We start from the raw sequence: 15,561 nt of genomic DNA, 5'->3' as shown, positions 1-15,561 counted from the left end.
TTAGATGGTATACTAAATGGTGATCGCATTCTCCATTTCCACATCGGTATTAAACCAGACGATCTCATCGATCTTCGCCGCCGCGCCTCTGATAGTGGGACAATGGAAGAAATCTTTCAGCGTCAGGCTGATGTCGAATTCCTTTTTGATCCGCTTCAGCAGCATCATTCCTTTTAACGAATCACCGCCAAGCTCAAAGAAGTTATCTTCCACTCCTATGCTTTCAATGCCGAAGAATTGCTCAAAAAGTACTTTCAGCTTCATCTCTGTTTCAGTTTCGGCTTCTTCATAAATCGTGGACAGTTCCGGACGATGCAGCTTGTTCACTACAGCTGGCGCTGTTGCTGTATCGTCATCCAGGTAGGATGCTTTCTTCTTATTATACACTTCCTCTATCCTTGCTGCCAGATCAGCCTTGTTCTCCAGGATAACAGGAACGCCTTTCACTGTCAGGCTCCATTCAAACAATCTCGCTATTTCCGACGGGTTCAGCGCATGGGCTTCCTTTTCCTTTGCTTCGTTGGTGAACACCATCCCCGCCAGATCAATACATTTCCAGCCCGGCAATTCTCCTGATATGGCATACACGAAGTGGTCCATGAACAGGTTGGCTGCGGAATAAGCGCCAAAACCAAGACCACCTAATACGGTTGCAAGGCTGGAAGTGATCCATACAAAATCCGGGCTGCGGTGCCTGAACAGGTGATAGATATTGCGGATACCCTGTACCTTAGGCCCGAACAGTGTCAGTACCTTCTCAGCGGTCATATCTTCGATCAGCTCAAAGTAGCGGTCATCGATGATCCCCGCGGTGTGAATGACGCCGTCTATCCGGCCCAGGGCTATTTCCCCGTCCTTTACAGCGCGACTGAAATTTTCTTCATCCGCTACATCCACACTATAATATCTCACACCCGGGCTTACTCCTTTCAGGTAATTAAGCCTGTTAAACGCTTCGTTGTCATTGCCGGGAAGGAAGCTCTCTTCTTCCCTGATCACCTTTCTGCCGGTGATGATCAGCTTTGCATTGTGCTGCTCTGCCAGGTGTCTGGCCAGTACAAAACCTACATTGCCAAGTCCACCGGTTACCAGGTAAACGCCTCCGCTCCGGATGCTGCTTTTTGTTTCAGGTATAGGGCTGGCATGTTTCTGGAAATCCTGTATCCAGCGCTGTCCATGACGAATCGCCACAATACGGTCTTTACTCTCACTATTCTTCAGCTCTCCGACAAGAAGATTTGTTACCTGCTCCATATCCTCTTTCAGATCTATATCGATATTAGAACAGGAAGCTGAGTATTCCTGCGGCAGTGCATTTACCAGTCCCAATGCGAGGGATTGCACATAAGCTATTTCTTCATTTCCCAGCACCTTATGCAGGGAGTTAGTTAGGATATACAGATGCTTTCCTTTGAGAGTGTTCTGTTGTAACAGTGACTGTACAAGCCTCACGATATTGAAATAAACCAGGTCCAGATCCCTGTTACCTTCCTGCAGCTCCAGCTTCGAAGGGTCTGCAGCTGCTGCCCAGGCATAAATAATATCTGTGATGACAATACCATCACTCTCCGTTTCATTCAGCAAACGGTTAAAGTTGCCGGTATCAGCTGGATCAATGGTGTATTGTGTATCTGAAAGCTTTTCAAAAGTACTGCCGGCATATACCTCCACTACTTCATTTCCCTGTGCCAGCAGCCTGGCCTTTATGCTGCCGGAAAACTCACTGCTGAAAGAGAACAGCAGGTATACCTTTCTGCCGGTAGCCGCATCTGGCGATGGAAGCACCGCACGTTTCCAGGAAGGATAATATACCCAGTCCTTCAGTTCCCGGTTAATAGTTTTTGCCGGGGTCAGGCCTGCCAGGAATCCACTTTCAAAAGGATCTACCTCTGTAGGGAACTTCACCGGTTCAAAACTGTAGCCAGGCAACGAAATGCGGTTACGACGCTCCTCTCCGTAAAAAGCATCCCAGTCTAAACTTACTCCCGCGCTCCACAGCTGGCCAAGACCATTGTTCAGGTAACGTACATCATCGGCACCCTCCTTCACTCCACGCACAAGGTTCACTACCGGTACATCCGTTACGCCGGGTAAATGCTGTTTAACCAGTTTGGACAATGAAGCCCCGGCTCCCACTTCAAGGAATACCAGGCCTTTGCCCTGCTGAAGCAACGTAGTCACTCCCTGGCTGAACTGCACTGTCTCACGCAGGTGACGTACCCAGTAATCAGCACTGCAGGCCTGCTCCGCACTGATCAGGCCTCCTGTCAGGTTAGACACGAACGGAAGCTCAGGCTTATTGAACGTTACCTGTTCCAGCTCTGAACGGAACGCTTCCAGGATGGGGTCCTGCATCGATGAATGAAAGGCATGGGAGGTATGAAGCTTCACATGGGGTATATCTGCGGCAGAGAGTTTATCCATCAATGAGGCCATCTGTGATGGCTCGCCGGAAAAAACTACCTGCTCGGGACCATTCACTGCTGCCAGTGAAATACCTGTCTCCAGGTACAATGAGGCCTGCCCGGCACTCATGCCCACGCTCACCATGGTGCCTTTTTCAACACTGCCCATCAGCGCTCCCCTTTTCAGCACCAGCCGTAAACCATCTTCAAAGCTGAACACGCCGCTCATACAGGCGGCTACATATTCTCCTATGCTGTGACCAAGCATATAACGGGGTTTGATTCCCATGCCCTGCAATACGCGGGACAACGAATAAGAAACCAGGAAGATCAGCGCCTGGGTATAACGTGTATCATTGATACGGGTATCTTCCGGTGATGAGGGGAACAATACTTCTCGGAAATCTTCTCCCGTCAGCTTCTCTATGATCGAAAAACCGCGGTCCATTTCCTGGCGGAACACCGGCTCTCCGGCATACAGGTCCCTGCCCATTTCGCGGTACTGGGAGCCCTGGCCGGGGAACAGAAATACCAGCCCTCCGTTACGTTCCTGGCTGCGTACAAACAGGCCTTTGTTACGGCTGTCCTCCAGCTGGCTTAACAGGTCTTCACGGTCGCGGTATACCAGTGATTGCCGCCACGTGAAATGTTTCCGCCCGGCCTGTAAGGTATAGGACAGATCTCCCAGGTTGGTTCCCGGCTCCTTCAGCAGGAAGTCCTGCAGGCTATCCAGGTAACGGCCCAGCGATCCTTCTGTTTTCGCTGATACGGTCAGCAGTTTATAGGTGCGTTCCGGATCTGTGGCCTGCGGCGCCGGCGCTTCTTCCAGCACGGCATGTACATTGGTACCGCCTATTCCGAAAGAGCTGATACCGGCGCGGAGCGGAGCAGCATCATTCCGTTTCCATTCCTGCAGACGATCGTTCACATAAAAAGGCCCTCCGTCAAAATCTATCTCCGGGTTAGGCGCTGTAAAGTGAAGACTGGCGGGTATCTTTTTATGCTTCAGGCTGAGGGCCGTTTTGATCAGGCCTGCCACTCCGGCCGCCGTATCCAGGTGGCCCAGGTTCGTTTTTACAGAGCCAATGGCGCAGAACTTATTACCACCGCCTGTACCAAATGCCTCATTAAGCGCTCTTATCTCTATCTGGTCACCCAGTTTCGTAGCCGTGCCATGCGCTTCAACGTAGCTGATAGTACGGGGATCAATACCTGCCAGCTTATGTGCGGCAATGATACATTCCGTCTGCCCTTTTACGCCCGGCGCGGTATAACCTACTTTATGGTTCCCATCGTTATTGGAAGAGGTAGACCGGATAACAGCGTAAATATGGTCCCTGTCTTTGATCGCTTCGCTTAAACGCTTCAGCACTACCACACCGGCGCCTTCTCCAGCTATTGTGCCGCTGGACGCAGCATCAAACGTACGGCAATGGCCATCGGCAGAAAAGATCATACCTTCCTTATAAAAATATCCTTTGCCCTTCCTGGAGGTTACACATACGCCACCTGCCAATGCGATGGTGCACTCCCTGGTAAGGAGACTCCTGCAGGCCAGGTGTACTGCTGCCAGGGAGGTTGAACAGGCGGTATCTACATAGAATGAAGGGCCTCTCAGGTTCAGCTTATAGGACACAAGCGTGCTGATAAAGCTCTGGGCAGTGATCATGTTCAGGAAGAAAGGGTCTACAGCAGACGTTCCGGCCTTGCTGTGAGCATATATCTTCCATGTATCATTACCTGAGGCCCCGGCAAACAAACCGATCTTCCTTTTATCTATCTGTGAGGTATAACCGGCATCTTCCAGCGCATTCCAGCACTGCTCATGAAATACCCTTATCTGGGGGTCCATCAGCGCGGCCTCTTCCGCTGTATATCCGAAAAACGAAGGATCAAAGCAATCTTTATTCTCAAGTACCCCAAAAGATTTGATATACCGTTCATTGCTCAGTACCTCTTCCTTCATGCCGGTCCTTCTCAGCTCATCATCCGTGTATTGTCTGACCAGTTCCCGGCCGTCTGCCAGGTTCTGCCAATACTCCCTGTGATTTGCGCTTGCAGGAAATTGTCCCGATATGCCTATGATCGCAATCTCAAGACCATTGTATTCTTTCGCGGTTGTCATTTAGTTAAATTTAAATTTGTCAAGATCTCCGATTACTTCGTCGCGGTCAAAATCCACCTCAACATAGCTGACAGGCTTCTGGGTCAGGTAATCTGCCAGGTCCCTGATATTGGCATACTGGAACAGCAGGGCTACGCTTATCTCCCGGTCCAGTGCAACACTTGCCAGCTTTGACAGCTTCACGATCTTCATGGAAGTACCTCCCACTTCAAAGAAATTGTCAATAATGCCTATCTTCTCCCTGCCCAGCAGCTCCTGCCAGATCTGCACCAGCTTCTCTTCTATTTCATTCCTGGGCGCCACATACTCAACACCGGTAGAAAGCTCCAGTCCTTCAGGAGAAGGTAGCCGTTTCTTATCTACTTTACCACTGGCATTCAATGGCAGTTCCTCCAGCTGCAGATAATGGTCGGGCAGCATGTATACCGGAAGTGTGCGGCTCAGATGTGAGCGCATATCCAAAGCATTCAGTGATTGCCTGCCCACCAGGTAGGCAATCAGTTCCTTCTCCCCGTCTGCATTAACCCTTACGGTTACAACAGCGGCTTCTACTTCAGGATGCTGCTGCAGCACATTCCCGATCTCCCCGGTCTCGATCCTGAAACCCCTGATCTTCACCTGCTCATCTTTCCTGCCAACGAATTCTATATTTCCGTCAGGAAGCCATCTTGCCAGGTCGCCCGTTTTGTAAATGCGCGCACCTGCACGGAAAGGATCAGGCACAAATTTTTCTGCCGTCAGTTCCGGCTTGTTCAGGTATGCACGGGCCAGTCCGGCACCACCAATACACAGTTCTCCCACAGCACCTATCGGTACCAGGTTGGAATGACTGTCTAAAATGTAAATGCTGGTATTGGCAATAGGCGTTCCAATGGGAATATTGTGCGCATCCGGCGCCTCTCCTTTATCAATACGGAATATGGTGGCACATATGCTGGATTCGGTTGGCCCGTAGGCGTTGAAACAGATGCCATTTTCAGTGAAATCAGCTACCTGCTCATATACGGCCTGTTCTCCGGCAGTAATGAGCTTCCTGAGCCCCCGTATCCTCTCTGTTTTCAGCAGTTTAAGATATGCAGGTGGAATGGTTGCAATATCAATCTCATTTTCAATAATGCACTTTTCCAGCAGCAGCGGGGCTTTTTTAGCTTCATCACTTATGATGTACAACGTTCCGCCCGCCGTGATGATGATAAATATCTCGGAAACGGAAGCGTCGAACGATGCAGAAGCAAACTGAAGCCCTCTTTCTCCTTTGCGGATATCAAAAATTTCACGTTGTGAGAGAATGGTATTGACGATAGTGCCATGTTCTATCATGACACCTTTTGGACGACCGGTAGATCCGGATGTATAGATCACATAAGCCAGGTTGCCAGTTGTGCCGGCAGGAGATAAATTAGCTGTACTGTACTGTTCCTCCTCTCTCCTGAACTTCGCCAGCTCTCCTTCATCGATCAGTAAACAACAGTTACTGTCCTGCAATATGTAGTCAATACGCTCCTGCGGATAGGCAGGATCGACAGGCAGGTAAGCGGCACCGGACTTTAATACTCCCAGTATGGCAATGATGAGCCATTCGCTGCGATCCAGCTTTATGGCCACCAGGTTGTCAGGCATTACCCTATAATGGTCTCTCAGGTACGCTGCCAGCTGATTGGCTTTTTCATTCAGCTCGCTGTAGGTGAGCGTTATACCGTCATATACAACTGCCGGCAGATGGGGAGTTCTTTCCACCTGGTCTTCAAACAGGTCAGTCAAGGTTTTATTTCCCGGGTAACTGGCGCCCGTTCTGTTGAATGTTACCAGCAACTGCTGTCTTTCCACTTCGCTGAGGTAATCCAGCTGGTGGATAGGCGCAGCAGGCTGTTTCACCAGGCTCCTGATCAGTCCTTCCAGGTGCCCGGCCAGCCTGGCAATTGTATTTCTTGAATAGATATCGCTGTTATAGCTGATGCGGGCCTGTATCTCTTCTCCTGACTCTACAAAGTCAAAGGCCAGGTCAAATTTACTTACAGGCAGTTCGTTCTCTTTATAAGTACTGATCCGCAGGCTGTCTGAGCGCTGACCAGCCACTGTACGACGGGTATTATTCTGCAATATTACCATTACGTCAAACAGCGCGCTGCGGCTCATATTACGTTGAAGCCCCAGTTCATCCACCAGGTCGTCAAAAGGATATACCTGGTGCTCATAGGCGCCCAACGTAACATCCCGGATCTGCGACAGCAGCTCCCGGTAACTGTCCGTACCCTGGAAACGCGTTCTTAATGCCAGTGTGTTGACATAAAACCCGATCTGGTCTTCCAGGTCAATATGTTCCCTGCCGGCAACAGGACTACCTACAATGATATCTTCCTGGCCGGTATAGCGGTACAGCAATGCCTTCACTGCTGCAAGCAGTCCCATGAAAAGAGTAGCGCCTTCCTCCTGTACCAGCGCCCTGAGGCCGCCGGTCAGCTCTTTGCTCAGCGCTTTATGCACGACGCCTCCGTTATAGGTCTTAACCGCAGGACGGGGGTTATCGGGGAACAGCTCCAGTACAGGCAGCTCGCCTGCAAACTGTTGCAGCCAGTATTGGCGGTGCTCTTCCAGTGATGCGCCTGAAAGCTGCTCCTGCTGCCATACAGCGTAGTCTTTGTACTGGATACGCAGCGGGGCTAAAGGATCAAGCGCTCCGGCAGTATGCGCATGGTAAAGCGCCAGCAGCTCATTGATCAGCACATTCAATGACCAGCCATCACTGATGATATGGTGCATACCATAGGCGAAGATCCATTTGTCATCCGCCACACGATACACTCCTGCACGTAAAAGCGGCCCGGCAGCCAGGTTAAAGGGACGACCCGTTACCTGGAATATCAGCTGCCTCAGCTTTTTATCCTGCTCCTGCTCTCCTCTCAGGTCCTGGTACACCAGCCGGGCGTCAGTTTCTTCGGGCAACAGGATGAATTGCCTTACACCGGCAATACTATCCTCCCTGAAAATTGTACGTAAGCCTTCATGACGTATCAGTAACATGTTAAAGGCATGCTCCAGCGATTCCAGGTGCAGCTCGCCTTCAAACATATACGCACCGGACATATTATACGCCACACTGGCTTCTTCAAACTGGCTCAATATCCATAACCTGCGCTGGGATGCTGACAGCGGATAATGTGGCTGTACAGGTGCGGCGGGTATTTCTGTGAAAGAGGTCTTCCGTTCTTTTTCTATGAATGCCGCCTGTTCTTCCAGTATAGTGGATGCAAACAGGTCTTTTAAAGTGATCTTTACATCAAACTCCTTATGTATCTGGCTGGCCAGGCGGGTAGCCTTCAGACTATGCCCTCCCAGGTCAAAGAAATCATCCTTTATACCTATTCTCTCCTTACCCAGTACTTCCTGCCAGATAGCAACCAGCCGTTGTTCTGTTTCCGTTACCGGCGGTACGTATGCTACACCTGACAACATGCCCAGACCTTCCGGTGCAGGCAGGTTCTTACGGTCTATTTTACCGCTGGTGTTCAAGGGCAGCGCTTCCAGCAATACATAATGAGCAGGGATCATATAGGAAGGCAGCTGTTGCTCCAGGTAAGCCCTGATATCTGCTGCACTGAGCGTATCATTGCCTGACAGGTAAGCAACCAGTTCCTTTTCTCCTGCTGCATTGGTATAAGGCACAACAGCTACTGCACTAATGCCGTTGAAGGCCTGAAGAGCGCTCTCAATCTCACCGGGCTCTATCCTGTAACCACGTATTTTAACCTGGTTATCCTTGCGACCAATGAACGCTATATTACCATCGGGCAGCCATTTTCCAAGATCGCCTGTACGGTACATCCGCTCGTCTTCCCGGAAAGGATTGGGTACAAACTTCAATGCCGTTAATTCCCGGTTATTCAGGTATCCGCGTGCAAGCCCGGCGCCTGCAATACAGATCTCTCCTGCCACTCCTGCAGGTAATAGGTTACCATGATTATTGACGATATAGATCTGCGTATTGGGGATAGGTATTCCAACGGGAATGCCCTTCTCAGCATCCATTTCTTTTCCGTTCAGCCGGAATATGGTAGCGCAGATGCTGGACTCAGTAGGCCCGTACGCGTTATAATAGGTACCATACTTTGTAAAGGCAACTGCCTGATCTGCGATAGCCGCCTCTCCGGCAGTGATCAACTGCCTGATACGGCTGATCCCTTCCATGCTCAGTACTTTTACATAAGCAGGGGGAAGCGTGGCAATATCGATCTCATTTTCTGCTATATATTGCTCCAGCAGCTGCGGCGTTTTCTTAGCCTCTTCACTGACGATATACAGTGCGCCACCGGAAGACAGCATCAGGAATATTTCCCATACAGACGCGTCGAACGACAGGGAGGCAAACTGTAACCCTCTCTCATGTTGCTGTACATTGAATAATGTTTGCTGAGCATAAATAGTATTTACAATGGCACGATGTTCAATCATCACGCCTTTAGGATTACCGGTAGAACCGGATGTATAGATCACATAAGCCAGGTCCCCGGGTTGTACGACCACGCCGGTAGTCACTGCCGGCGCTTCGATGCTGTCCAGCTGAATGTCTATCGCAAACACAGCGCCTTCGTAATAATCCAGGTCAAATACGTAATCTGTCTGTGTGATCAGCGCTTTGGCGCCTGTATCCTTCAGGATGAATTCCTTTCTTGTTTCAGGATAACCGGGATCGATCGGCACATAAGCAGCTCCCGCTTTTAATGTTCCCAGTATGGCAATTAACATTTTCTCTGACCTGTCCAGCATGATGGCTACCAGCTCATCTTTCTGCAACTGGTATTCCTGTAACAGGTAGTTGGCTAACTGGTTTGCCTTTTCATCCAGCTTACGGTAGGTAAGACTCGCGCCCTCAAAAAACACCGCGGTGTTATCCGGTGTTTTCTTTACCTGGTCTTCAAACAGGCCCAATAATGTATTATGCTGAGGATATTCAACGGCAGAGGCATTGAAGCTGGTAAGCAGCTGATGTCTTTCCTGCGGGGTCAGGCAATCTGTTTCCCCTACTGTCACGGACTGATCCTTCAGGATGTTCTCTATAATACGCACAAGATGTCCGTATAAAGCAGTTACCTGAGCCTCGCTGTAAAGGTTGGCATTATAGCTGAACTTAACCAGGAAACGTTCAGCAGGCATTACTGTGAACATAAAATCATAGCTGGAGCGCTCAAATCCGCTGGTAGACAGCAACGAGAAACTATTGTTCTCTTCTGTACTCTCTACGCTCTGTTTTACCATTTCCTGGACAGGGTAATTCTCAAACAGCAGTATATGATCAAACAGGTTCCTGCCAGGCGCTGTCAGTGACTGGATCTCCGCCAGCTGCATATAATGATGATCAATACCTTCTATAGAGCGTTGCTGCACATCTTTCAGCAACTCCCTGACCGGAACATTTTCCTCTACAGGGATACGCACCGGTATCGCATTACTGAAAAGGCCGATCATTTCTTCCACGCCTTCCAGCTCAGGAGGACGGGCTGATACCACCGTTCCGAATACCACATCGTCCGTATTATTATACTTGCTCAGCAATATGCCCCATACCGCCTGGATAAACGTATTTTCTGTAATGCCCATCTCCGCACATAAAGTCCGGATAGAGCGGCGTATATCACCATCCAGTATAAAGATATTCTGGCCTGCCCTGTAACCGGCAGCCACCGGGCTATTCTCCTGTGGCAGACTGCTCACTGTATCATACCCCTGCAGGTATTTTGTCCAGTAATCCAGCGTTTTAGCCTTGTCTATGCCATTCAGCCATTTTATGTAATCTGAATAAGCATACACTTTGTTCAGCTCCGGCGTTCTGCCGGCCTGCAAAGCGTGATAGATCTGGAAGAATTCCTTGACCAGGATACTCCTGCACCAGCCATCCATTAATATGTGATGATGGCTCCAGATGAACTCATATGTATCTGCATTATGCAGTATCGCTAAACGGATCATAGGCCCTTTGTGAAGGTCAAAGCCCGCTGAACGGTTCTGCTGTTTGTAAGCTTCAATTGAAAATGAATCATCCCCTGTTATATCCAGCACCCGGAAAGTGGACGGTACTTCGCGTCTTACTACCTGCAGCAGTTCTTCTCCGTAATCCGGGGTAAAGAACGTTCTTAATATTGCGTGACGGGCAACAAGCCGGTTGTAGCTTTCTTCCAGCAGGGCCAGGTCCAGGCTCCCTTTCAGCTGATAGCTCATCTCCTCAAAATAGACGGGGGAGTCAGGAGAGGCTGACCAGTGGTAATAAAGCCCTTCCTGCAGTGGGCTTAAAGGATAAACATCTTCTATCCTGTACCTGGTATCCAGCTCCAGCACCTGCTCCACGTTCAGTGATCTGTAGGTAAGGTCCACCGGTGTCAGGTGAACTTCTTCTTCACGGGACAGGCGCTCTACCAACTGCTCCAGGTGACGCTGGTAAACAGTCAGCAGCTGATTGATCGTAGAAGCGGTATATTGCCCGGTGCTGTATTCTGTCCGCAAACGGAAACGGCCATCCGCTATCATCCCGGAAATATTCAATATGCAGTGGCGGCGGATGTTGCCGGAGTATTCCTTTCCACGGAACTCACTGGAAAATGCGAACAACGCATCTCCTTCATCCGTTTTTACGCCGGAACCAAAATCGCCCAGGTAGTTGAATATGATCTCCGGCGCGATTTTGTAATCACGACCTGCCAGGTAATGCAGTATACCATAGCCGATACCCTTGTTGGGCAAACGGTGCAGGTTTTCTTTTACAGCTATCAGCTGCCGGATCATATCATCCTTGTATTGCATATTCAATACAACAGGGTACAGGGAAGCGAACCAGCCAACGGTACGGGTCACATCAGTATCTGAACCTATATCTTCACGGCCATGTCCTTCCAGGCTGATCACAGCCTGTTTCAGGCCAAATGTCTCTTCCAGTGCCAGCCCCATTGCTGTCAGCAGGATATCGTTCACATCTGTACGATAAGCCTTGTAACAACCGGTCAGCAGTTTTTCTGTTGTGGCTTCATCCAGCATGAAAGAAGCAGCTCCCACATCCTTCAGTAAATTGCTGCCATCCGGGTTATCCAGAGGCAACGATTGTACCGGGGTAGAGGCAATGGAATTCCAGTAAGGCTCTTCCTGTTGTAAAGCATCACTACCGGCATAAGCCAGCTGCTGTTCCTGCCAGTAAGCAAAAGAATCCGTCTTTGCAGGCAGCGTTAAAGGAGTTCCGGAAATATACTGCTGATAAAGGCTGGAAAGGTCTTCAAAGATAATACGCCAGGATACACCGTCTATTACCAGGTGATGAGCTACCAGCAGGATACGGTCGCCATCAGCACCATGGAACAATACAGCCTTGAACAACGGACCTGTTGCAAGGTCAATCCCGGACTGTATCCTGTCACAATGTGCATTAAAGCTTTCCTTATCCGTAGCATTTATCACTTCCAGCGTGCATCCTGCTTCCAGTCCCTTGTTCTCCTGCACCAGTCCCTCCGGGGTTTCCCGGAACACCATCCTCAGCGCATCATGATGCGCCATGATCTTGTCAAGGGCAGCACGCAAACCATCTTCTGAAACCGGGGTACGGCTGTACAGCAATACTGATTGATTGTAGTGATGCCTGTCTGTAGTCCTCGTTTCAAAGAAGTGTTTCTGAATAGGACTCAAAGGAATTATACCTTCTACGGTTGCCTGGGAAATAGTTCTGCTGATCACACTCATATGACCAACAAGATCTTCCACAACCGGGTATTGAAGAATATCCCCGATAGTAAGGGCATAGCCTCTCTGTCTTAAACGGGATACTACCTGTATGGATTTAATGGAATCTCCGCCCAATGCAAAGAAATCATCTTTTATACCAATGGGCTGTTTTTTGAGGACTTCCTCATACATTGCCACCAGGCAACGTTCCTTTTCATTCCGCGGCGCCACATAGGATGTGCTGGCAGCGAGCGCAAGCTCTTCGGGAACCGGCAGTTGTTTACGGTCCACCTTACCGTTTGATGTCAGCGGAATGGCATGCAGACGTATGTAATGATGCGGAAGCATATAGGACGGAAGACAACGACCCAACCAGGAGCGCAGCTCGCTCACCTCTACGCCGGGATCGCCGGTAAAATATGCCATCAGCTCTTTGTCGCCCGCAGGATTGGTCCTTACCACCGTTACCGCAGCGCGGATCATATCATGGCTTTCCAGCGCCACAGATATCTCTCCCAGCTCTATACGGTAACCACGGATCTTCACCTGGTCATCTTTGCGCCCCAGGTATTCTATATTACCATCTGCCAGCCAGCGACCAAGATCGCCGGTACGGTATATTCTCTCTCCTGCCCTGAATGGATCTGCTACAAACTTCTCTGCAGTTAATTCCGGTTTGTTCAGGTAACCCCGCGCCAGACCAGTGCCTCCTATGCAAAGCTCTCCTACAACACCCACCGGCGCCAGCTGATCTCTGCTGCCCAGTACATACATAGACGTGTTCCAGATAGGACGACCAATAGGAATACGACGATCTCCACGCTGGGTGGCATAGTAGGTTACATCTACAGATGCTTCCGTAGGGCCGTAAAGGTTATGAACAGGTACGTCCACCCTCTCATACCAGCGATTTACTGTCTCTGTTGATAATGCCTCACCGCTGGTAAATACACGGCGAAGGCTTTGCAGCTGCTCTGCCAGATCTGAACGGTCTTCCATGGAGGACAGGAATGCCTGCAGCATGCTCGGTACAAAGTGCAGACAGGTAATGCCTTCACGGTTGATCAGTGCTACGATACGGTCCGGTGAACCAATATCATCCTGTTCACAAAGCACCATACGGGTGCCCCAGCATAATGGCATCCATAGTTCCCAGACTGACACGTCAAAAGTGAACGTGGTTTTCTGCAGGATAATATCATCTGAATGGAAGCCATAGTGAGACCACATCCATTCTATACGGTTGATCACACCACGGTGTTCCAGCATACAGCCTTTTGGACGACCGGTAGAACCAGAGGTATAGATTACATATACCAGGTCTGTAGGTTGATTCACCAAAGGCAGGTCCTCACGGCTGTAGTTATCTGCAGTTGCGGCAAAACGCTCCATAGCGGCTGCATCCAGCATTACCTTACAACCACTGTCTTCCAGGATATAATCGATACGCTCCTGCGGGTAACCGGGATCAACAGGCACATACGCGCCACCTGATTTCAGTACGCCCAGCAGGGCGATGATCATCTGCTCGCTACGCTGTAACTGCACACCTACAAGATCGTCAGGGCATATATTGTACTGCTCACGCAGATAAGCGCCCAGCTGGTTGGCCCGTTCATTCAGTTCACGGTAAGTGAAGGAAGTACCGTTGAACACCAGCGCTACCTGCTCAGGCGTACGTGATACCTGCTCTTCAAATAAGGCAACCAGTGTCTTATCAGAAGGGTAATCATGCGCAGTATCATTAAAGGTCAGCAACAGCTGCTCTTTCTCTGCTGCATTTATAAAATCCAGTTCCTGTACGGGGCAGCCTGCATTGGCAGTAGCTGCACGCAACAGCTCCTCCAGGTGGTTGCCCATACGCTCAATTGTAGCTACATCGTACAGGTCACTATTGTAAACTATATTCAATTGCAGGCCATCTTCTGCCTCACCAAACTCGAAGGTGATATCAAACTGGCTCACCATCTGTTTCAGTCCCTCATAGCCTGTTATCGCAAGTTTGTCAAGCTGCTGCGCTTTTGTATGCTCACTACCTGCATTCTGTAATATCACCATCACATCAAACAGGGGAGAACGGCTTGTATCCCGGCGCAGGCCCAGTTTCTCCACTATTTCGTCAAAGGGATACAGCTGGTATTCATAAGCATTCAGGGTAGTCTGTTTTACCTGCTCCAGTAATTCCCTGTAGCTGCTTTCTCCTTTAAAACGTGTTCTTAAGGCCAGCGTGTTAATATAGAAGCCTATCTGTCCTTCCAGGTCTACATGGTCCCTGCCGGCAATAGGGCTGCCAATAACAACATCCTCCTGGCCTGTATAACGGTATATCAATGCTTTTACTGCTGCCAGCAATCCCATAAACAGCGTGCTGCCCAGTTCCTGTGTCAGCGCTTTCAGGCTGCGGGTAAGCTGGATATCGATTTTCCTTCTTACTGAAGCTCCGTTATAGGTCTTCACCGCAGGGCGTGGCCTGTCGGGGATCAGCTCCAGTACCGGCAGCTCCCCGTCAAACTGTTTTAACCAATACTCCTGGTGTTGACGCAAAGCATCTCCGCTCAGTTGCTCCTGTTGCCAGGCAGCATAATCCTTGTACTGGATACGCAGCGGCTGCAATGACTCAGGTTCACCTTTTGCACGGGCATTATATACCTGCAACAATTCCCTGATGAGCACATCCATAGACCATGCATCGCTGATAATGTGATGCATGGCATATGCAAAGACCCATTTATTGTCCGCAACCTGGTATAGGCCTGCACGTACCAGCGGACCGGCAGCCAGGTCAAAAAGCTGACCGGCTATCTCTGCCACCAGTTGTTGTCTTACCTGTTCATCCTGCAACCGCAGATCTTCGAAGCTGATATCAAACCCTGTCTGCTCCGGGGAAAGAATGAGCTGGCGAACACGCCCTTCCTCATCTTCCCTGAACACAGTGCGAAGAATTTCATGACGGGCGATCAGCACATCGAAAGACTGTCTGAATACATCTGTATCCAGACTGCCTTCAAAAACATATGCCCCGGATATATTATAGGCTGCATTCCCCTGGTCATACTGGCTCAGTATCCACAACCTGCGCTGTGAAGAAGATAAGCTATAATCTTTAGCAGCAGCAACGGGCTCTATCCTGCTGAAATGTTGTTTACGTCCCTTCCCGTTATCTTTCAGGAAATTCAGCAATGCCGGTTTAAGTTCCCTGATCGTATTCTTATCCTCTTCAGATAAGGAAGATACATTACCGGTTATTTTCAGCTGTTCATTAAATTCCTGGATAAATACCCCCCTGCCCCTCAGATCAATGATGAATTCCAATATATCTTTCATCTTAAAAAG

The 15,561-nt window shown here is 49.7% G+C and carries 2 protein-coding genes; both read right to left on the bottom strand.

Annotation, left to right across the window (positions count from 1 at the left end; all coding sequences use genetic code 11):
- Positions 1 to 12: 12 nt before the first annotated feature.
- Positions 13 to 4,530, bottom strand: coding sequence for a type I polyketide synthase (locus GO493_RS24360; RefSeq protein ID WP_157308846.1), 4,518 nt, complete (start codon positions 4,528 to 4,530; stop codon positions 13 to 15).
- Positions 4,531 to 15,552 (bottom strand): non-ribosomal peptide synthetase, encoded by an 11,022-nt coding sequence (locus GO493_RS24355; protein ID WP_157308845.1) that lies wholly within the window; start codon positions 15,550 to 15,552, stop codon positions 4,531 to 4,533.
- Positions 15,553 to 15,561 lie beyond the last annotated feature (9 nt).

The sequence above is a fragment of the Chitinophaga tropicalis genome (assembly GCF_009758205.1).
GTDB lineage: Bacteria > Bacteroidota > Bacteroidia > Chitinophagales > Chitinophagaceae > Chitinophaga > Chitinophaga tropicalis.
This window is presented reverse-complemented; position numbering and strand designations above follow the sequence as displayed.